Annotated in this window: 30 protein-coding genes and 1 tRNA gene; 8 read left to right on the plus strand and 23 right to left on the minus strand. The window is 35.5% G+C overall.

All coding sequences use genetic code 11. The features are described from left to right. The first annotated feature begins 43 nt into the window (after nt 1–43). Nucleotides 44–1,810 carry a TonB-dependent receptor gene (locus QWT87_RS05450; protein ID WP_302714470.1) on the plus strand — a complete coding sequence of 589 codons (1,767 nt, stop codon included), beginning with the start codon at nt 44–46 and terminating at the stop codon, nt 1,808–1,810. An 87-nt stretch (nt 1,811–1,897) separates the two neighbouring features. After that, nucleotides 1,898–1,969: transfer RNA gene (locus QWT87_RS05455), tRNA-Arg, on the plus strand. A 289-nt stretch (nt 1,970–2,258) separates the two neighbouring features. Here QWT87_RS05455 and QWT87_RS05460 read toward each other — a convergent pair. The 16 genes from QWT87_RS05460 to tpx all read right to left on the minus strand — a co-directional run bounded on the left by QWT87_RS05460 (nt 2,259) and on the right by tpx (nt 13,044). Further along, entirely contained in the window at nt 2,259–2,906 is a 648-nt protein-coding gene (locus tag QWT87_RS05460; RefSeq protein ID WP_302714472.1) for a J domain-containing protein, read from the minus strand. A 417-nt stretch (nt 2,907–3,323) separates the two neighbouring features. Beyond that, entirely contained in the window at nt 3,324–3,596 is a 273-nt protein-coding gene (locus QWT87_RS05465) for a hypothetical protein (protein ID WP_214590121.1), read from the minus strand. Between the two features lie 87 nt (nt 3,597–3,683). After that, on the minus strand, nt 3,684–4,025 hold the full coding sequence (locus QWT87_RS05470; RefSeq protein WP_302714476.1) for a hypothetical protein: 342 nt from the start codon (nt 4,023–4,025) through the stop codon (nt 3,684–3,686). Between the two features lie 13 nt (nt 4,026–4,038). Continuing rightward, nucleotides 4,039–4,617: an RNA polymerase sigma factor gene (locus QWT87_RS05475; protein WP_076394604.1), complete on the minus strand. Its 579-nt coding sequence runs from the start codon at nt 4,615–4,617 to the stop codon at nt 4,039–4,041. Nucleotides 4,618–4,867: 250 nt separating this feature from the next. Beyond that, complete coding sequence (locus tag QWT87_RS05480) at nt 4,868–5,326, minus strand: DoxX family protein (protein ID WP_116098834.1); 459 nt, start codon at nt 5,324–5,326, stop codon at nt 4,868–4,870. Nucleotides 5,327–5,428: 102 nt separating this feature from the next. Next, on the minus strand, nt 5,429–5,875 hold the full coding sequence (locus QWT87_RS05485; protein WP_302714480.1) for an SRPBCC family protein: 447 nt from the start codon (nt 5,873–5,875) through the stop codon (nt 5,429–5,431). A gap of 16 nt (nt 5,876–5,891) precedes the next feature. Next, entirely contained in the window at nt 5,892–6,320 is a 429-nt protein-coding gene (locus QWT87_RS05490; RefSeq protein ID WP_302714483.1) for an SRPBCC family protein, read from the minus strand. Between the two features lie 38 nt (nt 6,321–6,358). Continuing rightward, nucleotides 6,359–7,192 (minus strand): SDR family oxidoreductase, encoded by an 834-nt coding sequence (locus QWT87_RS05495; protein WP_302714485.1) that lies wholly within the window; start codon nt 7,190–7,192, stop codon nt 6,359–6,361. A gap of 132 nt (nt 7,193–7,324) precedes the next feature. Next, the gene (locus QWT87_RS05500) at nt 7,325–8,191 is read right to left on the minus strand and encodes a VOC family protein (protein WP_302714487.1); all 867 of its coding nucleotides are present in this window, start codon (nt 8,189–8,191) and stop codon (nt 7,325–7,327) included. 147 nt (nt 8,192–8,338) lie between these two features. Further along, nucleotides 8,339–8,584, minus strand: a complete 246-nt coding sequence (locus tag QWT87_RS05505; RefSeq protein WP_302714489.1) for a helix-hairpin-helix domain-containing protein — start codon at nt 8,582–8,584, stop codon at nt 8,339–8,341. Nucleotides 8,585–8,625: 41 nt separating this feature from the next. Further along, on the minus strand, nt 8,626–9,039 hold the full coding sequence (locus QWT87_RS05510; RefSeq protein WP_302714491.1) for an SRPBCC family protein: 414 nt from the start codon (nt 9,037–9,039) through the stop codon (nt 8,626–8,628). Nucleotides 9,040–9,114: 75 nt separating this feature from the next. Beyond that, nucleotides 9,115–9,546: a VOC family protein gene (locus QWT87_RS05515; RefSeq protein ID WP_302714493.1), complete on the minus strand. Its 432-nt coding sequence runs from the start codon at nt 9,544–9,546 to the stop codon at nt 9,115–9,117. 428 nt (nt 9,547–9,974) lie between these two features. Beyond that, complete coding sequence (locus QWT87_RS05520) at nt 9,975–10,382, minus strand: VOC family protein (RefSeq protein ID WP_302714495.1); 408 nt, start codon at nt 10,380–10,382, stop codon at nt 9,975–9,977. Nucleotides 10,383–10,459: 77 nt separating this feature from the next. Further along, nucleotides 10,460–11,050: a Crp/Fnr family transcriptional regulator gene (locus QWT87_RS05525; RefSeq protein ID WP_302714497.1), complete on the minus strand. Its 591-nt coding sequence runs from the start codon at nt 11,048–11,050 to the stop codon at nt 10,460–10,462. A gap of 163 nt (nt 11,051–11,213) precedes the next feature. Then, entirely contained in the window at nt 11,214–12,425 is a 1,212-nt protein-coding gene (locus tag QWT87_RS05530; RefSeq protein WP_302714499.1) for a DUF763 domain-containing protein, read from the minus strand. A gap of 121 nt (nt 12,426–12,546) precedes the next feature. Continuing rightward, nucleotides 12,547–13,044: a thiol peroxidase gene (tpx, locus tag QWT87_RS05535; protein ID WP_302714501.1), complete on the minus strand. Its 498-nt coding sequence runs from the start codon at nt 13,042–13,044 to the stop codon at nt 12,547–12,549. A gap of 161 nt (nt 13,045–13,205) precedes the next feature. Here tpx and QWT87_RS05540 point away from each other — a divergent pair, with 161 nt between their 5' ends. Both QWT87_RS05540 and QWT87_RS05545 read left to right on the plus strand, forming a co-directional pair. Then, nucleotides 13,206–13,658 (plus strand): T9SS type A sorting domain-containing protein, encoded by a 453-nt coding sequence (locus QWT87_RS05540; RefSeq protein ID WP_302714503.1) that lies wholly within the window; start codon nt 13,206–13,208, stop codon nt 13,656–13,658. A 15-nt stretch (nt 13,659–13,673) separates the two neighbouring features. Next, nucleotides 13,674–14,780, plus strand: a complete 1,107-nt coding sequence (locus QWT87_RS05545; protein ID WP_302714505.1) for a cadherin repeat domain-containing protein — start codon at nt 13,674–13,676, stop codon at nt 14,778–14,780. A 379-nt stretch (nt 14,781–15,159) separates the two neighbouring features. Here the strand turns inward: QWT87_RS05545 and QWT87_RS05550 are convergent, their stop codons facing one another. The 4 genes from QWT87_RS05550 to QWT87_RS05565 form a co-directional block, all read right to left on the minus strand. Beyond that, nucleotides 15,160–16,350: an MFS transporter gene (locus QWT87_RS05550; RefSeq protein WP_302714507.1), complete on the minus strand. Its 1,191-nt coding sequence runs from the start codon at nt 16,348–16,350 to the stop codon at nt 15,160–15,162. 72 nt (nt 16,351–16,422) lie between these two features. After that, entirely contained in the window at nt 16,423–17,424 is a 1,002-nt protein-coding gene (locus QWT87_RS05555; protein ID WP_302714509.1) for an aldo/keto reductase, read from the minus strand. Nucleotides 17,425–17,512: 88 nt separating this feature from the next. After that, nucleotides 17,513–18,406 (minus strand): helix-turn-helix domain-containing protein, encoded by an 894-nt coding sequence (locus QWT87_RS05560; protein ID WP_302714511.1) that lies wholly within the window; start codon nt 18,404–18,406, stop codon nt 17,513–17,515. Between the two features lie 119 nt (nt 18,407–18,525). After that, nucleotides 18,526–18,954, minus strand: a complete 429-nt coding sequence (locus QWT87_RS05565) for a hypothetical protein (protein WP_302714513.1) — start codon at nt 18,952–18,954, stop codon at nt 18,526–18,528. Between the two features lie 243 nt (nt 18,955–19,197). Between QWT87_RS05565 and QWT87_RS05570 the strand changes: the two genes are divergently transcribed. Further along, nucleotides 19,198–19,485 carry a GNAT family N-acetyltransferase gene (locus QWT87_RS05570; RefSeq protein ID WP_087710810.1) on the plus strand — a complete coding sequence of 96 codons (288 nt, stop codon included), beginning with the start codon at nt 19,198–19,200 and terminating at the stop codon, nt 19,483–19,485. A 1-nt stretch (nt 19,486) separates the two neighbouring features. Here the strand turns inward: QWT87_RS05570 and QWT87_RS05575 are convergent, their stop codons facing one another. After that, complete coding sequence (locus tag QWT87_RS05575) at nt 19,487–20,584, minus strand: MBL fold metallo-hydrolase (RefSeq protein WP_302714517.1); 1,098 nt, start codon at nt 20,582–20,584, stop codon at nt 19,487–19,489. Nucleotides 20,585–21,429: 845 nt separating this feature from the next. On the opposite strand from QWT87_RS05575, the gene QWT87_RS05580 reads away from it, so the two are divergent. Together QWT87_RS05580 and QWT87_RS05585 are read left to right on the plus strand one after the other, a co-directional pair. After that, a complete protein-coding gene (locus QWT87_RS05580; RefSeq protein WP_302714519.1) occupies nt 21,430–22,911 on the plus strand; it encodes a S41 family peptidase in 1,482 nt (493 codons plus the stop codon). A gap of 3 nt (nt 22,912–22,914) precedes the next feature. Next, on the plus strand, nt 22,915–23,478 hold the full coding sequence (locus QWT87_RS05585) for a YdcF family protein (RefSeq protein ID WP_302714521.1): 564 nt from the start codon (nt 22,915–22,917) through the stop codon (nt 23,476–23,478). 39 nt (nt 23,479–23,517) lie between these two features. On the opposite strand, the gene QWT87_RS05590 is transcribed toward QWT87_RS05585, so the two are convergent. Together QWT87_RS05590 and QWT87_RS05595 are read right to left on the minus strand one after the other, a co-directional pair. Beyond that, on the minus strand, nt 23,518–24,114 hold the full coding sequence (locus tag QWT87_RS05590; protein ID WP_302714523.1) for a hypothetical protein: 597 nt from the start codon (nt 24,112–24,114) through the stop codon (nt 23,518–23,520). Between the two features lie 17 nt (nt 24,115–24,131). Then, a complete protein-coding gene (locus tag QWT87_RS05595) occupies nt 24,132–24,632 on the minus strand; it encodes an RNA polymerase sigma factor (RefSeq protein ID WP_108409771.1) in 501 nt (166 codons plus the stop codon). 349 nt (nt 24,633–24,981) lie between these two features. Between QWT87_RS05595 and QWT87_RS05600 the strand changes: the two genes are divergently transcribed. Further along, entirely contained in the window at nt 24,982–25,812 is an 831-nt protein-coding gene (locus QWT87_RS05600) for an alpha/beta fold hydrolase (RefSeq protein WP_302714526.1), read from the plus strand. The last annotated feature ends 369 nt before the right edge of the window (nt 25,813–26,181 follow it).

Consider the following 26,181-nt stretch of genomic DNA (forward strand, 5'->3'; position numbering starts at 1 on the left):
ATTGCTGCATTGATAAATTGGTACATTATTAATACAAAAAGTAATGAATAAAAGAATTCAATTATTATCCATCATATTTTTAGGGGTTTCGTCGGTAGCGTTTTCCCAGATCAAAGAAGAAAAACTGATTCTCAATAAAAAAAGGGAACCGGAAGTAAAGAAGATCGAAAAAAAGAAAACTTCGGTAGAAACCATTAAAAATTATCCGCCGGAAGAAAAATCTCAGAATCCAGTACAATACAATATTACGGATGTTCCTGCGGTTTCGGATTTTAAAACGTCAACCATTCAGGGAGCAGATGTGACCCCGAAATTCGAAGGTTCGGCGCAAAACAACTACATCCAGTTCGGAATGGGAAATTTCGGTAAAATTCTGGGCGATGCAAATATTTCGAAAACGCTGGAAAATAAAATTGAGGTTGGAGTGGATGCTCATTTTCTCTCAACACAGGGTTTAAAAAAGGAATACGACTGGGATTCTAAGCAAAGTTCAACCACTTTAGGAGCTTTTCTGAATTCTTACGGAGATAAAGGAAAATTCAATCTGAATGCGGAATATGGTTTGAACAGCTATAATTATTACGGAATTTATGCGCTGACTCCGAGCAATGATGTTGATCTGGATCAAAGAGTCAATCTGTTTAAAGTAAACGGTTATTATGATTTTTATTCGAACGAAATTCTGAATGATGTAAGGGTAAAATCTTCATTCTTAAAAGATCATTTTGATGCTCAGGAAAATCAGGCTTCCGTTTTGGCGAATTTCTCGAAACATGGGGTTGAAATCGGCAAATCAGGTATCAGCTTAAATGCTGATTTAGGCGTCGGTCTGGAAACGGTAAAAACTGAATTTTCAATCAGAGATAAAAATTCGTCCAACTTTTTCAATACAAGTCTGAGCCCGAAAGTTACTTTCAGAAAAGGGGATTCTTACCTGAAATTAGGATCTCAGTTCGCGTTTCTGAATGGTAAAAACCAAAATGATCTGATGGCTGAGCAAATGAAAAACAATAAAACCTATTGGTTTCCGGAAGCGGAATTTCAGGTTGCTGCCGCGCAGGAATTTAAATTTTACGGAGGAGTTGACGGAGGTTTAAAGCTGAATACGTATTCGGATTTACTGCAGCAGAATCCTTTCATCGTTTCTGACCAGTATTTAAGACCAACTGAAACAAAATATCATTTTTATGTAGGTTTAAGAGGAGATATTGATGAAACTTTTAAGTATGATGTTTCCGCAGGGTACGGAAAAATGAGAGACATTATGTTCTTTAAGGCGAATGATCTTTTTGACACGAATTTCACCCTGAACCGTTCTGCCTATAACTTCGCAAATACTTTTTCTGCGGTGTATGATGACGGAAATGTAGGAGACATCAAAGGTAGTTTACAGTATTTTCCTCTGGCAAATTTAGTGTTGGACGGAGAAGTGAAATTTACTAAGTTTGATCTTAAAAATTACGAAAATATCTACAATGTACCCTTAGTTACGGCAACAATCGGAGCAAAATATACGATGTTGGATCAAAAATTATTATTAGGTTTTAAAGGGATTTTTGCCAGCGACAGAACTACCAATTCATTTATGATTCAGGGAGTTGGAAGTCCCATGTTCTATCAGTCTACAGAGAACACCAACGATAAAGTGGGAGGTTATGCAGATTTAAATTTATCGGCAGAGTATAAAATTCACAAAAATTTCAGTATTTTCGCGCTTGGAAATAATCTTCTGAGCTCAAAATATCAAACTTACAAAGGCTATAAAGTTCTGGGTGCACAGATTTTGGGAGGCGTGAAGATTACTTTCTAGAGTCTTAGGGTGGGAGATTTTTTGTGTTTGAGTGTTTATTTATTCAGATTTAAAACTCTCTTAGTCTCAAACTTTTCGACTCAATACGGCTGCATAGTTTAATGGATAGAACTTCGGATTTCGGCTCCGACAGTGAGGGTTCGAATCCTTCTGCGGTCACTTTTAAGGACAGACATTTGATGTTTGTCCTTTTTTATTGATTATCATTGCTAATCATTTTAGTCTCTTTGATATATATCATTAATTTTTTGTCAAATTTATTATCTGGATTTATTCTAAATTAATATATTTGCATCATGAATATGATCATTCCTTTCAAAGTAGCTCCATTGGCTCCTGCTTTTTCAATGAATACCGAAGAAATGTACTGCGGCGACAAGAAATCATGTTGCAAAAAATTTAAAAAGGGAAAAAGATGTAAAAAGTGCCCGGGAAGAAAGAAAATAGCTTAATTAAAGCTTTTTAACAGGAAATAGACCGCCAGAATTAATAAGACAATCCCGATAATAATTCTCGCGATTTTTGGCTGTCCATGAGGATTTGCAACAGTTCTTGGCTGTGACTTAAATAATTCCTCTGCCTTATCTTTAAATTTTTCCGAATTGTTTTCGAAAACTTCGGTAATCGTAATTCCCTGAACGGCTGTTTTGTGCAGTAGTGAATTCGTAGCGTGAAGCAAAATCTGGAATTTACCGTCTTTAAATTCTGTTATTTTAAAAACTCTTTCTCCATAAGGTTTTGCCAGTCCGAAAGGTAACACTTTCACCACATCGGCATTTTGAGTCTGCCAATTAATGATGATCTCCTCCCCTTTTTTCGCATGAATTTTGTTTGCCGTAAAAGTCTTGATGGATGGCGGAATATTGTACCTGAAGCTTTTCTGATGACTTTCTAAATTCTGATCGTAAGAATGTCTTCTGCTTTTGTCGCTCAATGTTTCGTAAGCTTCCTGAATTTCACGGAACCGGTCTGCAAAAAAGTCATCGTTATCATTTTTATCAGGATGATATTTTAAAGATAATTTTCTATACGCTTTTTTGATGTCTTCTTCCGAAGCATCGTGAGAAATCCCGAGAAAATAGTAGTAATCTTTCATTAAGCTATGCAAAAATAAGGATTTTATTTTCTTTTTTAAACGCAAATGGCACGAATAATTTCACAAATAGCCCGAATAATGTTGTGTTATGCTTTTAATTTTTTTCTTTTAAAACAAAAAGTCGTATAAAGTAAAATTCCTAAAAACTCTTTGGAGTTTTATCTGTGTAGAAATCATATTAAGAGGACGTTCGGCGTTCCGTAGGAACGCTATCTTTAGAACATTTATCAAAATATCTCAAGCTTGCTTGTTTAAATCTTTTTGAGGTTTCGGTTCAGGCGGCTTTGCCGCCTGAACCGAAACCTATTTCCGAGATCGTTTCTTCGTTTTGCTTATTGCAAAGAATGTAAAAAATTCCGGCTCGGGAAGCGAAGCTTCCCGAGCCGGAATTAAACAATTTCAATTGAGTTACTTTTATTATGCTTCTGCGACGTTTTCTTTTCTTTCGAAACCTCTGTGGCGGCATCTTGAAGCGAATTCTTTTTTAAACTTACCTTTCAGCTCCTGATATTGCTCGTCGTTCATTTCTCTGATTTTATCCGCCAATCCGAAAGGAGATTTTTCTTTGATTCCGTATTCCTCAAAAATACCCTTTACAAATCTTTTTCTCTGCGCTGCTTTTTTAACAACTGCTGCAACTCCTACTACGGCTAAAGCTGCCAAAGCGCCTTTTAATACTGAATTTTTCATTTTTCAAAATTTTAAATTTTACTACTTCTTGTTTTTTTATATAGACGAATAGATTTCCATTTTACTTTACTACTTCTAAAATTTTTACTATTCGTTGGTTCTGTTGTGCCTGTTGAAAAACCCTGCTGAACAACGGTCTCTCCAAACTTCTTTGAATTTTTCTCTTTCTTCGGGTGTAAGATGCATCATTTTTTCTCTCATTTTCTTTTCTTTAAAATCTCTCATCCCTTTTCCGAAATGGAAACCTCCGAAAAGAATTTTACTAAGAATAAGAATTCCCATTGCCTGCCAGAAAGTAATAGATTTTACGCCCAAAATTTCAGGGAGAAGGCAATTCCAGAGCGCCATCACGATCCATGTAACGCCTAAAAAAATCAATGGCGGACAAAGAATCAGAAAAATCCAGCCTTTTTTATGTTTATAATTCATATCTTTTTATTTACTAACTGTTTAAATCTTCGTATAATTTTTTCAATCGGTTTCTTAAATGTTTTACGGCGTAATTTTTACGGCTGATTATCGTTTTAATGTTTTCGCCATGCTCATCCGCAATTTCCTGAAGGGTTTTGTCATTGAGTTCGTTTTCCACGTAGACCAGTCTTTGCTTTTCCGGCAGTTCATCCAGAGCTTCAAAAAGTTTTTTCCAGATCTCATCCTGAAACATTTTGATTTCGGGACCTGCGCTTTCATCCATGAGCAGAATATCTTTAATGGAAAAATCGCCGTCCTCATCTTCGTACACGAAATCTTCAAGATTCTCAGTTTTCTTCTTGCGGTATTTGTCCGTGATTTTATTTGCCGTTACTCTGTACAGCCAACCGCCAACATTCACAATCTCGGAAAGATTGGTAAGACTACTGAACTGATACCACACTTCCTGCAGAATATCCTCCGCATCCTCCGTATTTTTCACTTTCGGACGAATGTACGACATCAGCTTTCCTCCGTACTTTGAAACGGTCTGTGAGATGATATTTTCCTTCTCCTTCTGTGGCATTGTTATTTTTTCGACAATCTCCATATTGCTATGACGATTGAAAATTTTGTTTTACTTTAATAAATTTAAAATAATTTTTGAGAAATTAAGATTTTGTTTTACTCATCAGTATTTTGAAACACGAATAACACAAACTTTTTTCGCTAATTACACAAATTATCCAAGATATTTTCTTTTCTGATTGTGAAATTCGTGAAGCAAAATTTGGTCATGACTAATGTTTTAAAAAAAAACGAAAAGCTAAGCCTTCCGTTTCTATTTCAAATGATATGTTTTAATTCAGATAAATTCCGAAGTACCAAGTCCAGAGAATTAAAATAATCTGCATCGGAATTCTTTCTTTATACAGATAAGTCATTCCGGGACCTGTGAAATCCGCTTTAAAAATATTGATCTTTTTTCGGGATGAATTAATATTGGCAATGAATACCAAAACGTAAAAAACTATCAATAAAATGGCAGTCAGTTCACGAATGGAAGGAATCATCAATCCGATTCCGGCTGCAACTTCAATAATTCCTGTAAAATAAACCCAAAATAGTTTTGCAGGGATAAAATCCGGAATCATCATTGCCATTCCTTTCTGGAACTTAAAATGAGAAAATCCTGTAAATATGATGAAAACAGCCATTCCCAAATTTCCTGAAAACAAAAAATTCCAGTCGCCCTGAAAAATTTTGGTTGCTACTAAAGACAAAACGAATGTTGTAAAAAGAATGGTGAGTAATTTCATAAGATGTCTTTTTGTTTTCAGTAGATAATTTACACTATGATTAATCGTAATTTTATAGCCAGTAAATATAACTTAAAATAATTAGACAATCATCGAAAATAATTATTTTTCAGCAAGTTCTTTTACAATTTGCAAACCTTTTGTAAAACCTGTATTCATATGCTCTTCCCAATCTTTTTCAGTCTGTACTTCGGCATGAAGTTTTGTTTTGCCATCAAAATCGATTAAAAAATATTTTTCAAAGCAGCCGCTCCACTGTTTCACCTCCATGCTTTCTGTATCTTCGTTACCTGCTTCATCTCGCATTCCCAAATGTTTAAAAACAATCTGATCCGGCTTTTCCAGACTGTCTATTGTAGAAACCGTTCCTGCTCCTTCTGCATTTGTAAAATAGGTTTTCCCGTTTACTTTCCAGTCAGATTTCATGAAAGAAGCAGAGTTCGGATTAAAAAATTTTGTCCACTCACTGTATGTATTTTCATTCCACAAAACGTCCCAGACTTTTTCTTTGGAAGCGTTGATGATGATTTCATATGATAAAGTTTCCATAATATTTTTTTAAAGTTTAAAGCTGATTTTCAGACAAATGCTTTACATTAGATAAGGCATCAGGAAATTTTTCTTCAAAAAAGCTTTTAAACTCTTCTGAAGTCTGGATTTCGACCTGAAGATGGGTTGTATTTTCATCTTCAGTCAAAATGTATTTTTCCGTGGCTTCACCCCAGTTCTGCGGTGCTTCTACTCCATTGTAAATCTCACCGAGATGGAGAAATTTAATTTCCTGATTGGGAATTAATGCAACAATTTTACTGAACATCCCGTTGTTTTGGGGATCCAGAAATTTAATGATCTCATTTTCTTTTAAGTTTCCCTGATAAAAAGAGCCTTCCGTAAATGCTGAAGTCCACTGTCTGAAAGAAAAATCATCCCAGAGCACACTCCACACTTTTTCCGGTTCAGCATTGATCTGAATATCAAAATGTAATTTTTCCATAAAAAATATATAAACTAGCTGTTATTTTAAATACTACGTTACCCGCCTACAAAATCTCCTCCGTTAATATGAATAATTTCTCCCGTAATAAAACTTGAATCTTCCGAAGCCAGAAAAACATAAGCGGGAGCAACTTCCGATGGCTGTCCTGCTCTTTTTAACGGATTGTCCTTTCCAAAAGTTGACAGATCGTCGAAAGTTTCCTTCACAAGAGGAGTCCAGATTGGACCCGGAGCAACGCCGTTGACCAAAATTCCATTTTCAGCAATATTTACCGCCAGAGAACGGATGAAAGTGGCAATCGCACCTTTCGTAGCTGAATAATCAATTAAATGATCGCTTCCGCGGTATGCTGTTACGGATGTGGTACAGATAATTCTCCCCCCTTTTTTCATTAATGATAAAAAATCTCTGGTGAAAGCAATCATAGAAACAATATTGGTATCAAAGGTTTTCCGGATCTGATCGTCTGAAATCTTTTCAATATCATTTTTAGGAAACTGAATTCCCGCATTGTTTACAAGAATATCCACTGTTTTCCAGTCTTTTCTGATCTTCTCCAGACATTCTGTTCTGAAAGTTTTTTTTGAAACATCCCCTTTCAGCAAAATACATTTTCGACCTTCTTTTTCTACGAGTTTTTGTGTTTCTTTCGCATCCTTGTCACTTTCTTTATAAATAACTGCAACATCGGCTCCTTCTCTCGCAAAATGAACCGCAACTGCCTGTCCTATTCCACTGTCTCCTCCGGAAATTACCGCTTTTTTATTTTGAAGTTTTTTACTTCCCAAATAGCTTTTCCGTATAATTTCGGGATAAAGTCCGTCTTTAGGAACTTTAGATTTTGAGTCTGACTTGTTCTGTGTCTTCATAAGCAAATCTTTTATGAATACCCATCAAACAGCAAGCCGAAAAGGAAAATTAAGAATTTGAAGAAGATAAGCAGAAAGTTTTTAAACGGTTAAAAAGCTTCAAACCTTCTGCTTTCTTATTTTATTTGAATACTAAGAATTATAAGCGTCTTCCAGATCCTGAATAACAATTTTCTGCATTCCCATCATCGCCTGAAATACTTTTTGCCCTTTTACCGGATCTGATCCGTTCATCAATTCAAGCAGTCTTTTGGGAACAATCTGCCAACTGAAGCCAAATTTATCTTTCAGCCAGCCACACATACTTTCCCTTCCTCCGTCAATCGTTAAGGCATTCCAGTAATGATCGGTTTGTTCCTGATCATCAGTCATTACAACCATTGAAATTCCTTCATTGAAATCGAACTGATGATCGTAAGAATTGTCCATGCAGAAGAAACTATAGCCATCAATTTCAAAATGAGCATGCTGAATATTTTCAGCAGGTTCGGGAGCAGGATGACCTTCGCTTCCATCACCGTATCTTAAAATATTTCCGATTTTAGAATTCGGGAAAACTTTAGTGTACAATTCCATCGCTTCTATTGCTTTACCATTATTTTCATGGATAAACATCAAAGTAGGAATAATCTTTTGGTCGCTTTGCTTTTCGCCTAAAAATATTTGCCAGGTTACGTCATATTTATCTTTCAGCCAGCCATATTTTTTGCTCCAGGAATAAGAATCCAAAGGCATTAAAGCCGTTCCGCCTTCCAATAACTGATCCCAGTATCGTCGTACCTCATCTTCCGTTTCGCAAATGACCATAAAAGAAACCGAAGCATTTTTTTTGAAATGAGGACCGCCATTCAGGAGCATCATTTTCTGCCCAAAAAGTTCGATGTTCATCACCATCGGAGTATCTGTGGTAATTTTTCCGTCAAATATTTTGCAGTAAAAGTCTGCAGATTCTTTCGCGTCTCCGTCGTACCAAAGACACGGGAAAATATTTTTGTTCATAATTTTAAATTTATTTTTTTGTCTTAAACACGAGTAGCTGCAAATATTTTTCACGAATAATCATCAATAGTTCAACAGAATCTGTACTATCGATGAAGCATTTAATCAAAATTTAGAGTGAAAATTTTGTAGATCCCGGTATAATTTCTATTCAGTATCAATTTTAAAAGAAACGTGGTTTTCTTTCATATAAGCTTTCAGTTTCTGCATTGCATTTTTTCCAAAACCGTGAAGCTGCATGATTTCCTTTTCAGAATACTCTGAAAGTTTTTCAAGAGAATCAATCTTTTCTTTTGCCAATGCTCTTTGCGCAGGAGCGGCCAGAATTCCCTGTAAAAAAGTTCCGTTAACTACATGACTCACCGCGCAAATGGAACTTAAACATTTTGCCATTATCACTAAATTGATCATGATTCTGAAAATTAAAATCGTTCTTAATTGTTTTCTACATACTTATGAAAATTGTTCAGAATTGCATACCATCCTTCTCGTTGCATTTCGACAGGATTCTGTGTTTCCGGATCGAAAATAATCTGTACGCTGGTTGTATTTTCGTCCATTTTATCAAAAGTTACTTCTGCATTTCTTCCGTCTTCCATATGATACCTGATCTTCTCATACGGAATCACTTCATCATAAGTTCCCACAAAATCGAATCCGAAGCTTTTATCTTTGGCCTCCATCCTGTTTTTGAACTGTCCTCCGACTCTGAGATTGTTTTCTGAACTCGGGCATTCCCAGGATTCGTGGGCAAAATTCCATTTTGTAATATGTTCAGGTTCGTTGTAATAGTCCCAAACTTTCTGAACAGGCGCCAGAATTGTAATATCGATGTGAATTGGTTCCATATTATTATTTTTAAAGGTGTAAAAGGCAACCAAAGTTCAGTTGCCCTTTCAATATAATTCAGTTTAAAGATAAGTCTATTTTACGTATTCTTCATTATAATTGATCATCCAGTGTACACCATATTTGTCCTGAAAGCTTCCGAAATAATCTCCCCAGAACTGGTCTTCGATTGGCATTTCTACATTTCCGTCCTCAGAAAGCCCTTTAAAAAGTCGGTCGGCCTCATCTCTGGAATCCGGAAAAACAGAAACATAATTGTTATTTCCCACATTCAGTTGTTGTCCGAAACTTGGAACGATGTCTGAAGCCATCAGTAAATCTCCGCCTATCGAAAGTGCAATATGCATTACCCTGTTTTTCTCTTCTTCCGATAAATGTTCAGTTCCGGGAGCATTGCCCATTCTGTAAATTTCACCCACGAATTCTCCGCCGAAAACGGATTTGTAAAAATTGAAAGCTTCTTCCGCTTTCCCGTCAAAATTTAAGTAAGGATTTAATTTAGCCATGATTTTTTTTATTTTTTTTAGTTAAACACTGATAGCACTAATTTTTTCACTAATACCACGGATAATATTTGTGGAATTTGTGTATTAATATTTTAAACACAAATAGCTCTAATATTTTTCACAAATAACACGAATGTTATTTGTAGAGCTTGTGGATATATTTGTTTAATGATGTTTTTAAACACAAATTGCTCTAATATTTTTCACGAATAACACGAATACTATTTGTGGAATTTGTGTAGAGCGTTTGTGTGATTAGTATTTTTATCAAACGTATAATTGTCATTCTGACGAAGGAAGAATCTATTTTATCATTTTTTTAATATCAGATCATTCAAGAGAATTTCTGTTAAAAATGACAAAGAAATATCCCCACAAATTTTATTTTACCAAAATTTATGTAAGAATTAATTGTATTGATTTAAATTTTACTCTTTAGGCATTTGGGAAGGATCTGCAAACATTACATTCCAGCCATGTCCGTTGATATCCCAAAAAGAATTATGATACATCCATCCGTAATCCTGCGGTTCTTCATGCTGTGTTGCACCATTCGCCACAGCGGTATTTACCATCTGATCTACCTGTTCACGGGTATCTAAACTGATGGCGACCAAAACCTGCGTTGTATCTCCTTTCGGAACCGGTCTTTCTAAAAAAGTCTGGAAAAATTCTTCCGTTAAAAACATAACGTAAGTATTATCGTTCATAACAACACAAACGGATTGGTCATTTGACATTTCATCATTAGTTGGGAAGCCTAATTTTGTCCAAAATTCTTTGGTTTTCTGTACATCTTTCACCGGAAGATTCACATAAATCTGATTGATTTTCATTTTGTTGTTTTTTTCTGTTAAAATTATACTCAAAGTTATCAAGTTAAAATAAAAATCAACTTGCCATAAGACAAGATTTAAATTTTCTTCGGATGGGAAACCAGTTCTTTACGAATTCTGCTTAAGGAAGTATCTGTAATTCCCAGAAATGAGGCAATCTGCTTTAAGGGAGCAAACTGTACTACATGCGGCTTCTGTTCTAAAAGATTGAGATAACGTTTGGTTGCGGAAAGAGTAAACATCTCTACGGAACGCTGTTTCCCTATGAAAAGCTGCTGCGACATCCAGGCTCTTCCCCATTCTCTGAGGTTCGGAATTTTATGAAACAATTCCTGAAAAGTCTCAAAATCAAATTTCCAGCATTCGCAGTCTGTAATGCAGACAATATTTTCCTGAGTGGGAATTCTCTGAAACAGTGAAGAAACTTCGATGATGATTTCATTTTCAACAAAAAAGTTGATCGTTACTTCATTTCCGTTAAAATCGTTGACAAATGAGCGAGCCAGACCTTTCTCCAGAATATAATATTCGTTGGCGGTTTTTCCTTCTTTCAGTATAAAATCTCCTTTATGAAAAGAAACTTTTTCATGTGCCTGAAATATTTCCTCAAGCTCATCATCCAGAAAAAAAGGAAAATCGTAGCAGATTTCTAAGGCTTTATTGCTCATCAAGTGAATGTTTTTCAAAGCTTTAAAAATAAAATTTTTATTGGAAATGATGAAGTAAATCTCTAAGAAAATAACATTTTGTGGGATGATCTACTAAATTAAACGTTGAATTTCATTGTTTCCATTTAACCCCAAATAAAAACGTAAAGATTACTAAAAGATTTTAAAACAACGAAAGCTGGATCGGTTTTGGATTTGTCGGTTTCTTAGCATCACCGAAAACAGTTTTCCCTCCAAAACGCCAGGAATTCTGTCTTTCTTCTTCAATTACTTCCTGAATATCAAAATCGGGAGTAAAATCTTTCTCAGTCGATTCGATAATCTGATGTAACTTGTTTAAGGTTTTTAACTTGTCTGAATTGCCAAGTTTAGATTTTTCAATTCCTGATTTTAAAATCTGTAAGCTTTCATCATAGACTTTGGTAGGAACAGGAAACGGATGACCGTCTTTTCCGCCATGAGCAAACGAAAATCTCGCAGGATCTTTAAATCTTGACGGCGCACCATGAATGACTTCACTTACCAAAGCCAAAGACTGCATGGTTCGCGGACCAACGCCTTCCAGCATTAGCAAATCTTCGAAATTTTGTGGCTGCTGTTCTCTGGTTACATATAAAAGAGCACCAAGTCTTTTCAGATCAACATCCGAAGCCTGAACATCGTGATGATTGGGAAGAATTAATCTTGAAAAATCGCTCATGATTTCCGCGGAATCGGTGTGGGAAATTTCCAGAATTCCTTTTCTGTTTCCGGAAGCTTCTGCATCTGTAAGGTTTAAAATGGTTCCTCTTGAAATTCCGTTGATTCCGGTGTGAGGCTCTTCTACAAAGGATTTTATATTTTCCGAATGCCAATGATAGCGTCTTGCCGTTCCGTCCGATTCGTGCATTCCCTGCTGAACAACACTCCAGTTTCCGTTATCCGACAGAATAAAATTATGCAGATAGAGTTGATATCCATCCTGAATTGCGGTGTTATCTACTTTCGCCGAAAGTTTGCTGGCTTTTACAAGATCATTTCCGTTTAAACCCGTTTTATCGGCAATCTGAAGGAGTTCTGAAGGTGTTTCGCGGGAAAATTTTCCTTTTCCGCCACAAATATACAATCCTAACGACTGGGAATTCGGATTGATGGAACGCTTCAAAGCACCCATTACGGAGGTTGTAATTCCTGAAGAATGCCAATCCATTCCCATCACCGCGCCAAAACTCTGAAACCAGAAAGGATCTGCCAGTCGGCGGATAACTTCGTCTTTTCCATACTCCATGAGAATAACCTCAACGATAGAAAGACCGAGGATCGACATCCGTTCGTAAAGCCAGGGCGGCACTTTGCCATAGTGAAGGGGTAAATCTGCGGTTCCGGAACGTTTCATGATGTAAAGGTAAGCGGAAAGTTTTTAATTTTTAATGATTGTGATCAGGAATTTTATGGAAAATAGGAAAGAAAAAAGTCCTGCAGACTGTGCAGGACTCCGATTTTTTATGGATCGGTTTTTACTTCAACGCAGCTAATGCAGCCTCATAATCCGGTTCATCTGCAATTTCTGAAACCTGCTCTGTATAAACCACTTTATTGTTTTCATCTGCTACAATAACCGCACGGCTTAAAAGACCTTTCATCGGAGAGTCTGTAATCGTTACTTCGTAATCGTCTCCAAAACTGCTTCTGAAATCGGAAAGGGTTTCTACATTGTTCAGACCTTCCGCAGCACAGAATCTTCCCAAAGCAAAAGGTAAATCTTTAGATACATTAATAACGACTGTATTTTCTAAAGCTGAAGCTTCTTCATTGAATTTTCTTGCAGATGATGCGCAAGTCGGGGTATCGATACTCGGGAAAATGTTGAACACTTTTTTCTTTCCTTCAAAAGTTTCCAGAGTTTTCACATTCAGTCCTGCATCTAAAAGAGCAAAATCTTTGATTGTACTTCCTACTGACGGAAGGTTTCCTATTGTGTTTACCGGGTTTCCTTTTAATGTAATACTTGACATAATTTATTTTTTTGTTTTTCAAATTTAGCTAAAAAAGAAAACTTTTCCCATCAAATAATGGTTAAAAAATAATTAAACCGGAAATAAAATAACATAAGTCTGAAAAACCTTTTTGTAATGGAAAATTTATTTATATTCGCAGTCCTTAAAAATGATTAACCATGAGAAAAAAAATTACTCTACTTTTATTCGGAGTGCCTTTTTTTGGTTTTGCCCAGTCTGTGGTAGGAAATATCAATTCAGGAGCGGTTTCTGCTGATAACTTCACGCATTCAGTGGGAGAAATTTATGTGATTCCTACAGATCCGGACAAAGCCAATTCCGGAACAATGGGAATGTTTTACCAGTCTGTTTTACAGGTTTTGGGTGTTTCAGAACTTGAAAAAGACGATGTGAAAATTTATCCGAATCCTACTGCTGATTTCATTTACGTTAAACTGAATTCAAAATCGAAAATCGAAGGTGCAGAAATTTATGATCTTTCCGGAAAACTTGTTTTTAAAACCAAGTTAGATGCTGAACAACTGGATCTCAGATCGCTTCAACAGGGAGTTTATATGATCGTTTTCAAAAACTCCGACATCAAACCTATTAAAATTATCAAAAAATCTTAAAAAAACTATTTGAACATGAAAAAGCTTTACGCAACTATAGGATTATTTTTAGCAAGTTTAGCAAGTTTAGTAAGTGCGCAGGTTCCGCAGGCTTTCAGCTATCAGACGATTGCTTTCAATGCAGCAGGAGCTCCGATTGCTAACGGAAACGTTTCTTTGAGAATCAGCATCCTGGATAATGCAGCCAACGGAACGGTTTTATATACAGAAACTCAAAACAAAACTACCAACGCCAAAGGTCTGGTAAACCTGAACATCGGACAGGGAACAGCTACGACAGGAAATTTCGGGGCGATCAACTGGGGAACCAACGCCAAATTTGTTAAGGTGGAAATGGATCCTGCAGGAGGTTCTAATTATACGAATGTTGGGGTAAATCAGCTAATGAGCGTTCCTTATGCACAAGTGAGCAAGACAGTTGTAACGGGTGCAGGACAGGGAATTACGCTAACTTCTCCTAATGGAACAAGTTATATTTTGGGAGTTGATAATTCGGGTAATTTAAATTTGCCTGTTGCGTCTGGATCATCAAATACTACATTTCCTGCAAATCTATATATGTTCGGAACTTATAATAATTTTAACGCCTCTTCTGCTGAATTACTTAGAAATAGTTCTTCTAATCAGAAAACAGGATACAAATATTTTCCAGCAAATACACAAATTAAATTCATAGCTGGACAAAATTCTTCTGCGCAGGTTTATGGATCAGATAATCAAAATAATTTAATAGCGAATGGAAGCAGTTTTAATATCACCTCTAATGGATTTTATAGAATAGGCCTTTCTAATTATGGAATGTATTCTATCGTTTCAACAGAGAATATAAATCCTTCAACGAGTAATCTCAGTTCGTCCATTATTGTATCTAACACTACTTACAATACAGCAACAAATAAATTTACCATAACATTTTCCGGAGTTACTTCATCAAATTTCTCAGGATTTGTAATTACTTTAAATAATGGTGAACAATTAGGCGATAATCTTAGTGATGGAAGTTTTGATGTAAATGGAAGCAGTATAACAATTCCAAATTTAACGTTAACACCTAAAAATTTCAAAATGGAATTCAGTATCAATTTCGATGCAACAGGAACATACACAATCACACAAATATAAGCAAGAAATTATCTATTCATAATTTAACAGAAGCTCCTTTCATAAAGGGGCTTTTTCTATTTAAAAATTACTTTAAAATATGAAAGGTAAAAACAAATCCTCCCGAAAATGAGAGGATTTATTATGAAAACTATGTCGTAGAAAATTTAAATAAAAAGTCTGTTTAAACTTTTATTTAACCGCAAAAGTCACAAAAGATCTACTATTTTTTTATTTAAAGCTGATCATTATAAATGAAAAAGCTCACAATAGTTTTTAAAAATCTTTGATTTTTATTCTTTTGAGCGCTTTGATTACTCTGGAAATTCGTTTTAAATTATCTTTTGTCCCTTTTGCGGTTAATTCTGAAATTAGTTTAAACAAGTTTAAATATAAACTTTTAAGCATGAGCTTTTCTAAATTTAATCATGCTTAAAATAAACAGTCCTAAAAGTCCCAGAATAAAATAGCCTTCCGCAACCTGAAGCTGAATCTGAGGTTTTATGAATGCGGCAATTCCATAGCTTAATGCTGAAGTAATAATGAAGGCTACTCCACCCGTTAAACCCCCTGCAATTCCGGCAGAATTGGGAAATCTTCCGATACAGTAGGAAAAATAATTGTTGAAAATAAATCCTGCTGTTACGTGAATTAAAAAAGCAAACGCAACCAGACTGTAAATATTATTGGAGAAATACGAAGCGGCAAACATAACAGCAATCAGAAGCAGTTGAATAAAGTTAGCGTTTCTTATTTTCGGTAAAAAAGCTTTGTTAATTAATGCTTTTCCTAAAAATCCGCCCGTCATCCATGCAAAACCGAGAATGAGAGAAACATATCCTGCCACAACTTCGGAATAGCCCATTTTATGCTCAATAATAAAGGAACCACAAAGATTAAAAAACATAATCATTGAGTAGCTCAAACCGCACATAATCATTCCGTAGAAAAAATCTTTAGCTTTGAACATGGAATTGTATTCTTTAATCAGGAATTCCACATGAAAAGGATTTCTCTTTTTTAATGTTTCACCGGAGAATATAAATTCAAGAATCAGCAATAACAAACTGTACCCTGCCAAAACGTAGAAATTTGACTGCCATCCAAAGTTTTTCTGCAGATATCCTCCGATAAACGGTGCAACAATAGGTCCTACCGACCAGACAATCGTCATGATGCTGAGATAATGTTTCCGCTCTTCTCCTTCATAAACATCCACAAAAAAAGCTCTCTTGGCAACGACAGCAAAGCCCGATAAAACTCCCTGCAAAACACGCATTGCATAGATCACAAAAATGTTCTGCGTTGTAGCGGTAATTAAAAAAGAGGCGACAAAAAGTGCCAGAGAAATCATGGAAACTTTATATCTTCCGAAAGAATCTACAATACTTCCGGCAAAAAACTGGGTAAGGCCGTAACTGATTAAAAATATGGATAAAGTAAGCTGGATATTACTTTCCGTCTGGTGCAGTTCCGTTGCCATACTCGGCATAGAAGGCAGATAAATATCCGTTGCCAGTCCGGACATCGGAATAACCGCAAATGCCAAAACTGTAGCAATAAATTTGTTTTTTTCTTTAAGGATAACCATTGCTGATGTTAAAAATTATCAATTGAAAATCCAGATTTCCGGAAAAATATGAAAAACTGGATTGATGCAATTTTAATTATTGACTAATTTCATTGATCCTTCGCTGTATCTTTCACCAACGTCGGGATATTTTTTTAAGATAGAATCTATTGTTTTTAGATCAGATTCTGAAAGCTCAATTTTGGCTGCTCCAATATTTTCTTCGAGATATTGGATGCGTTTTGTTCCCGGAATCGGAATGATATCCTCACCCTGATTCAAAATCCACGCTAAAGCAAGCTGAGTTCCTTTTACGCCTTTTGAAGCCGCAAAATCATTGATTTCCTGTGCTAAATTTCTGTTATTTTCAAGATATTTTTCCTGATAGCGAGGTAAAGATTTTCTGAAATCTCCATCCGTAAAGTTCTGAGCTTCATTAATATTTGAAAAAAGTCCCCGTGCTAAAGGTGAATAAGGAATTAAAGTGATTCCCAGTTCACGGATTACAGGCAGAACTTCACGCTCCACATCTTTCGTAAGCAGGGAATATTCTGACTGCAGCGCGGTAATCGGATGAATTTTATGTGCTTTTCTGATCGATTCCGCAGAAGCTTCGGATAAACCTAAATACTTTACTTTTCCAGCCTTTACCAAATCCGCCATTGCTCCTACCGTTTCTTCCACAGGAATATTCGGATCTACTCTGTGCGCATAATACAAATCGATTTCATCAATTTTGAGGCGCTGAAGGCTTAAATCCACTGCCTTTTTAATCCATTCCGGTGAACCGTCGAAATACGTTCCCGGAGCGCCGCTGTGACCGGCTTGTCCGTCTTTAAAACGGAATCCGAATTTGGTTGCGATAAAAATTTTGTCACGGTTCGGAACCAAAACTTTTGAAATCAGTTTTTCATTTTCTCCGTTGGCATACATATCGGCTGTATCCCAAAAGTTGATCCCAAGATCCAACGATTTATGGAGGGTTTTGATGCTTTCCTGTTCATCTGTGGGTCCGTAAGCAAAGCTCATTCCCATACATCCTAAACCGATAGCCGATAATTCTACACCTGTGTTTCCTAATTTTCTAAATTTCATGATAGCTTGTGATTTAAAAGTTGCAGTACAAAATTATAACAGCCGCTGAATGATTTCAATATAGAATTCAAACGAAGAATTATAAAATTCAAACAAGCGCAGTTCTTACCGCATTGGGTGTCATTCCGGTTTGTTTCTTGAAGTAATTGGTAAAATAGGCAGGTTCTTCAAAGCCTAATCCGTAGGCAATTTCAGAGACATTCCAGTCGGTATGCTTTAATAAGGCATGAGCTTCCTGAATAATTCTTGCCGCAATCTGCTGACTTGTCGTTTTTCCCGTAATTTCCTTTACGGAGCGGTTTAAAGAATTGACGTGAATGGAAAGGCTTTCGGCATAATCTACCGGACTTTTCAGTTTTAAAAATCTTTCGGGACTGTCAATGGGAAATTGTCTTTCTAGCAATTCCATGAATAAGGAAGCGACTCTCTGCGAAGCATTCTGATAGGGTTCAAAATTTTCCGCAGGATGCATTTTCATCGTTTCATGAATCAGAAGATGAAGGTAAGCGCGCAGCATATCATATTTATGAAGATAATCGGACTGTATTTCGTTCATCATTTTAATAAAGATATCGGCAACGGTTTTCTGCTGTTCTTCATTGATAAAGAAGACAGGAGTTCCGCCAATTTTGAAGAGCTGGGAATCCTGAAGATTTCCCAGACGGTTTCCGTCATGCACAAAATGATCTGTAAAAAGGCAGAAAAAACCTTTCTGATCATTATCTTCTGCTTCCCATGAGTAAGGAATCACCGGATTTGAAAAGAGCAAAGCCGGCTCATCCACATAGATCCATTTATCGGCATAATGCAGTTTTCCTTTCCCGATAATCAGAGAAATTTTATAATAATCTCTTCTGCTGTACGGTGTAATGAGTGAGCAGTTTTCGCGTGAAAAGACATTAAAATGTCCTACTCCGAGAGTTTTGATACATTCCAGACCGACGCGCTGGTAAAATCCTTTTACGGTTTCATTAGATTCCATTTTTCAAAATTATAAAATTCAAACAGAATTTCAGTAATGAAATAACAGCGATAGATAAAATAAAAACGACTGATCTTCCGACCAGCCGTTTAAGATTGAATATAATTGATTAATTGGTTTTAATGATGTCCTCTTCCGTTGCCATGATTCTGTTTGTAACCTTTGGCTTTTTTATCCATGGGCTTGTAGCGCTTATCATTGTTTTTATTTCTGTTGTAAACTGCTACCGGATTCTGCCCTTTGTAATATCTGTTTTTAAACTTAACATATTTATCCCTTCCTAAAATTCTTTCCAACTCTACATAACGGTCATTTCTCCATCGATCAGGATTATTATCATATACTCTGTTCCAGGAATCGTAATCTCTGTAACGGTCATTCAGCGCATAAATCTGGTTTGCCTGTGTTGTTGAAAGCACCAGATCTGAAATTACACTCTGCCAATTGACATCGGTAATACTTCTTCTGTAGTCGTTATAATAGTCTGTCTGTGCGTAGGATAAACCAAAAGTTCCTACCAGCATCATTGTTATGATTAACTTTTTCATCTTTCATTCAATTTAAATTTTACTGTACAGAAATTTTCAATTTGAATGCCAAAATATTTTTATCATTTTTAAAGATCATCAAACCATATATAAATCATTGATTTCCTTACATTTATAATCTATTCATAAATTTTTCTTAACGGTTTTAAAAATCCTTAAAACTTTCGCAGATTTCAGTTTTAATTTGTAATTTTAAAAGAAGAAAGTTTTCAATACTTCTTACTCACCAAAAATCTCAATCGTATGGAAAATATAAAATTTGAAGTATCTCCTTATCAGGATGAATTGCAGATACTTATTGACGGAAAAAAGTCGGGCTATATGTCCATTGAGATCGATGGCAGACTTTTAATTGTCTACTACACCAAACTTGAAGAGGAGCACGAGGGAAAAGGCTACGCCAAAATGCTTCTGGATGAACTTGTTCGCTATGCCGAAGAAAAAGATCTTCTGGTAGATCCAGAATGTGATTTTGTAAGACAGCAGTTTGAAAATCATCCAGCCCGTTACAAAGACATTTGGCACGCGTAAATTAATCTTTCCACCAGACTCTGAACTTATTATCTGAAGCATTTAGATCAACAGGTTCGCCGATCATGGGTGTTAAAATATTAAGATTTTTATCTTTTCCGAATTTTGTTACTTTTTCCAGCGGTTCGTTCCATGCGTGGAGCGCCAATGCAAATTTAGACGAATGTACCGGAATGATATTTTTCGCCTTTACATCAATACTTGCGTGAATAACATCTTCCGGCAATGCATGAATGTATTTCCACGCTTCATTATACTGTCCGTTCTCCATAAACGCATAATCGAAAGGTCCGTATTTCTCACCGATCATTTTGAAGTGGCTATCGTAGCCGCTGTCACCGCCTAAAAACAGTTTTTTTGTAGGAGTTTCCAAAACATAGGAAGTCCAGAGTGTAACATTTCTTTTGACTTTTCTTCCTGAAAAATGTCTTGCAGGAGTATAAATTATTTTAAGACCATTCTTCAAAACAACTTCACTTCCCCACTCTTCTTCGACAAGCTGTTCCGGTTCATAACCCCATCTTTCCAGGTGTGAACCGACTCCCAATGGCAAAATGACCTTTTTTACTTTATTTTTAATGGTTTTTACCGTAGGATAATCCAGATGGTCGTAATGATCGTGGGTAATCACTAGATAATCAAGCTCCGGAACATCTTCGGGCTTAAAAATATCGGCTCCGGAAAAGGCTTTATTGAAAAACTTAAACGGCGAACCGTAAGAACTTAGCACCGGATCTATAAGAAATGAAACGCCATCAGTCTGAATGTAATACGAAGAATGTCCCAACCATACAAAAATATCTTCCTTTTTAGGAAGATTTTTTAAATCTGTATGAATGGATAGAATATTTTTCAGTGGCTTTAAAAGCGGATTTTTTTTAGCAAAGAAGAAATCAAACATAACTTTCGGCATGGAATATCCTTCTGCAAGAGAGGGTGTTTCACTGAGATTTTGAAACTGACCGTCTCTGTAATGAGCGGACTGCTGCATTCTTTTTAACCTCTCTCCTTTTGCTTCCGCGCCAAAGACTTCCTGCCCTGTAATTACAAAATATAATAAAACCACTAAAACTGCGACTGCAATAATTGTATAAACCATTTCTTAAAATAATTGTCAAATGTATGACTTTATAAGCTATGACGATTTAAAACTGAAATTCCTTTATTTTTTATCTGAATAATTTTTAGTAATTGTTTTTAACGTCAAATTCGCAAAGTTTTTTTTCGGAGTTTTTGTGAATGTTTTTTGTTCGCAATTGCGTTTGATTTATTAAACTTATCTAAACTTTTTTACCGCAAAAGATGCAAAAAATTGTAACACTTTAGTTGTTCAAGTTGAATACGTAAATGGAAAAAAAGAGGAAGAATTCAATATCAATTATGAAGAAAATAAAAATACAGACAGGGTTTCGCCTGTCTGAACGGGATAAACAATAGTTTTCCCAAAAAATAGTTTAAACAAATTTAAAAAATAATTTGCATATTAACATACCTTTTGAGGTTAAATTTAAAATGAATTTAAACGACTTCATTTTAATAATAAGTCTGTTTAAACTTTTATTTAACCGCAAAAGTCACAAAAGATCTACTAAATTTTTTATTTAAAGCTGATCATTATAAATGAAAAAGAACACAATAGTTTTTAAAAATCTTTGATTTTTATTCTTTTGAGCGCTTTGATTATCTTAGAAATTCGCTTTAACATCATCTTTTGTCCCTTTTGCGGTTAATTCTGAAATTAGTTTAAACAAGTTTAATACAAACTGGCGAAATCCAAAATGCTTTATTTAATTTGAAATATGTTAAAATTTTAAATATTTTGATTGTTTTTGGTAAACATAAACAATTCATTGTGTTAAAGTAATTATTTTAGCGTTGGTAAAATTTAAAATGCGCCTTAGAAATTATTTCATATTACTATTAATTGTCTCGCTATGCTCTTGTGTGTCTGTAAAAAAGCACAATGAGCAGCAGAAAGTATGTATTTCCCCCGAAAAGCTGAAAGAGGATGTTGATTTTGCTTATTCCAAACTGAAGGAAACGCACCCAAATCTGTATTGGTACATCACCAAGGAAACACTTGATTTTAAGTTTGACAGTCTTAAACAAACGCTTCGGGAGCCGCTTACGCCGCTTCAGTTTTATTTTAAATTGCAGCCTGTAATTGCCGAAATCCGTGAAGGTCATCTTTCGCTGAGAATTCCGTCTAAAAGAATTAGCAAAAAGGAAATTAAAACGCTGGAAGGAAAGAAAGGAATGTTCAGCCGTTTTGAATATTATGTGAAAAACGACAGGCTTTACATTAGCGAAAATAAAGATTCGATCCAAAATATAAAGCCGGGAACAGAAATTCTCTCGATCGATAAGGTTCCTGTTTCTGAATATATTAAACGGTATAAAAAACTAATCAGCAGTGATGGTTTCAATACGACTTTTCAGCCTTATTTCCTGAAGGATGTTTTCTTCAATTATTATGTTGCGGAAAAAGGCTACGAAGACCACGCGACTCTGGAAACGGTTTATAAGGGAGAAAAAAAGACTTATGAACTCACAAGAGAATCAAAATCTGAAGAGGATCTTAAGAAAGACAAGGAAAACAAAAAGCGGACACAGGAGAAAAAAGTGAATGATTACGTTGCTTTCAGCAATTCTTATAACCGGAATTTTAAATTTTTAGATAAAGACAATTCGATTGCTTACATTCAGGTGAAAAGTTTTTCGGGGGTTTTTTCTTCGAAGTTTTATAAGGAAACGTTCAGAAAGATTAAAAAAGCAGATGCAAAATATTTAATTATTGATATTCGGAACAATTACGGCGGTTCGCTTGAAGAAATTAATAATCTGTATTCTTATCTTAGTTCTGAACCTTATACTTTGATAAAACCGTCACAGGTAATCTCGAAATCGTCGCCTCTGAAAACCAATTATTTCAGAAAATCCAGTTTTTTGCAGTATGCTTTCAAAACATTGATGTATCCTGCATTTTTCTTCGGACAGACTTTCAGCACGTATAAAAAAGACGGCAAATTTTATTACAAAACGAGAGCCGACAAAGTATCAAAACCCAAAAATGATGTTTTTAAAGGGAAAGTTTTTGTACTGATTAATGGCTCGAGTTTTTCAGCATCTTCTATTTTAACCTCAAAGCTTAAAAATGATAAGAAAGCAGTTCTTGTAGGAGAGGAAACAGGAGGAGCCAATGACGGTACGGTTGCCGGATTTTACTCTTATCAAACGCTGCCTAATTCCAAGATCGATCTGCCCATCGGTGTTCTTTTGGTACAGCCCAATATTACGTTTACCGATACTAAAAAGGGGGTTGTTCCGGATGTAAAAGTTTCTGAAACCATGGAGGATATTCTTGAGAAAAAAGATCCGCAACTGGATTGGATCATGACAGAAATTGAAAAAGAAAACCACCCATAACTGATGCAAAAAAGTATTTTAAAAATCTTAAAAATCATAATTACGGCTCTGTTTTTATGGTTCGTCATTCACTCCATTTATATTGTTACCGATGGTCTTTCTGATCAGGGAAAACGTGCCGATCTTGCCGTTATTCTGGGAAATAAAGTGAATGAAGACGGGACTTTATCAACAAGGCTTGAAAAACGTCTGGAAACCGGAATTGCGTTGTATCAGCAACACAGAGTCCAAAAGATTCTCGTGAGTGGCGGATTGGGAAAGGAAGGATTTTACGAAGGGGATAAAATGAAAGAGTTTCTCCTTAGCAAAGGAATTCCTGATTCTGTAATTATTGTTGATAATAAAGGAGATAACACAAGATTAACCGTTGAAAACACGCTTAAACTTGAACCAAAATTACATTTTAAGAGCATTATCGTTGTTTCCCAATATTTTCATGTTACCCGAACCAAAAAACTGTTTGAAGATCAAGGTTTTGAAAATGTAAGTTCAGCAAGTCCGGCTTATTTTGAATGGCGGGATCTGTATTCGATTTTGCGTGAATTTCCGGCTTATTATACGCAGTAAAGGTTTTCGGCGGCTTCGCCGCCGAAAACCAATCAAAATTTATTTTTTCAGTTCAGAGAAAAGCGTTTCAATCTGTTTAATATATTTTCCGTAGAAACCATTGAACCAAACTTTCCCAAGTAAAAACAGCAAAGGCATCGTGATGATCATCGTGGAAATCAGCGTAATGGCAATCTGCGTATCCGTTAAAGGAACCGGTCGCGGAATAAATTCCAGAACGATAATAAGTTCGCACACCAAAAACGGAACAAAAGCAAGGTAAAAAGACAGATAGTACTGCTTATTCAGGTTAAACTGATGCAAAAGATCCTGCAGACTGTCATAGGTTTTCATCATCGTTTCGCTCATGTTTTTATACAGCTTAAAAAACTGACTGTAAAAGAAAAACGTTACAAAAACCATAGATCCTATAAGAATCGTGATGTAAAATTTAAACTTAAAAGATCCTGCACAGACAGCAATTAAGGCAAAAGCAAAAACGAAAATAGCCACGGTGGACCAAAATTCCATCCGCATATTTTTACGGATTTTTTCCAGCGGAAGATGGATTCTGTTTTTCTGCTCAATGCTTATTTCAGGGGTTTCGTCGAAAGAATGATCTTCATTCCATGTATTTTTAAGGTCGTCTATATTCATGATGTCTGATTTAAATGTTATTGTGTATTTGCGTTTAAGATATCTTTCAGCTTGTTTTTGGCGCGGTTCATTTTTACCCTTACATTTCCTTCGGAAATCCCCATCTGTTCGGCAATCTGCTTTCCGGAAAAATCTTCGAGATAATAGAAAATAAAAGCTTTATCAATAGGATTCAACTGATGAATGGCTTTGTACATGGCATTCAGTTTTTCTTCTTTTTCATGATCAAATTCTTCCTGAATAATTTTATATTCCGAAAAATCTTCATTTCCTATAAAACTCCTTCTTTTTTCGTTTTTAAGAAAAATAATGGCTGTATTCAGGGCAATTCTGTACAGCCAGGTCGAAAATTCGCTTTCTCCTTTAAATTTGGGATACGCTTTCCAGACCTGATAGGTGATCTCCTGAAAAAGATCATCGCGGTCTTCTTTTTCGTCCATGTACATTTTAGAAATCTTAAAAATGATTCCTTTATGCTTTTCTATTTCTCTTAAAAATTCGTGTTCTAATGAGGTCATAATTTTACGCTCTATAGAATTAGTTTGCCCTTCATAAAAATGTTACAGTTTTTTTATTTAAAAACAGCGTAATTTCATCATGAAAAGCTTTAAAAGCATTTAATATTCAAATGATTGCATTTTACTAATTGTATCAGACTTCTGTTTGATGTAAAGATTCCAAATCAAAATGAATTTATGTTTTGGCTGCAGCTAAATCTTTCTGATTATTAAAATGGATTAAAGCCCATTTCTATTAATATTTCTAAATGCTACATTTTCTTACAATAATTGTTTTAAATTTTTACATACCACATTGTTATTTATGGCTTAATATTTGAAATTCATTAGTAACACCAAAAATATAAATATGCCTTACATTACAAAACAGGACGATCAGAACGTTCAGCTTTACTATGAAGATTTCGGATCCGGACAACCCATTATTTTAATCCACGGATGGCCGTTAAGCGGAAAATCGTGGGAAATGCAGATTCCGATGCTTTTAAATTTAGGATATCGCGTGATCGCATACGACAGAAAAGGTTTCGGAAAATCTTCACCAACTTATGACGGATACGATTATGACGGACTGTCAAAAGACCTTCATGAAATCATCTCACAGTTAGATCTCAAAAATGTTATCCTCTTCGGATTTTCTATGGGAGGTGGAGAAGTCGTGCGTTATTTAACGAATTATGGTTCAGAAAATGTAGACAAAGTCGCTTTAATTTCATCCATCATTCCGATTGTAAAACAGAAAGAAGACAATCCGGACGGAGTTCCGCAGGAAAAACTGGACGAGATCATGAATGCGCTGAAAACAGACCGAATCACTTTCCTTGAATCTTTCCACAAAGATTTTTATAATTTCGGAATGCTTTCAAAGCCTGTAAGCCAGAAACAACTGGATTTCGACTGGGCAATTGCTTCTTTCGCGAATCCTATTGCCACCATAAAATGTGCTGAAAGCTGGGCAAATACAGATTTCCGTCCCGAATTAGCCAACGTTAACGTAAGAACACTGATTGTTCATGGAGACTCGGATAATATTGTTCCGATTCATACTGCGGGAAAACAGGCTGCACAGGGAATTGCCAATAATGAATTTGTTATCATTGAAGGTGCGCCTCACGGTTTAAATGTAACCCACGCAGATGATTTAAACAGTATTATCAGCAGATTTTTAACGGAAAAATAACTTTTCTTCCAAATATATGTTTTTGATTTTTACTAATCAAATAATCCGCAGTCCTTTCAGATTGCGGATTTTGTTTTATGGTCTTTATTTAACTAATTTCAAATTAAACCCCAAAAGGCTCAAAAGATAATGACAAAGCTCAATTTCAGAGTAATGAAGACGCTCAAAAGAATAAAAATCAGAGATTTTTTAAAAACTATTGTGCTTTTTTCTTATTACTTTTATTAACTTTAAGAAGTATCAAAATCTTTTGTGACTTTGTGGTTAATTAAAAGCCTTATTAATTTATAAAAACTATCATCTTTGAGCGGAACAAAGTGGAGTGAAAAAATCTCAGATTAATAGATTCTTCATTGCATATTGCTGTGT

Origin of the sequence: Chryseobacterium urinae (assembly GCF_030518295.1) — a bacterium.
Classification (GTDB): domain Bacteria; phylum Bacteroidota; class Bacteroidia; order Flavobacteriales; family Weeksellaceae; genus Chryseobacterium; species Chryseobacterium mucoviscidosis.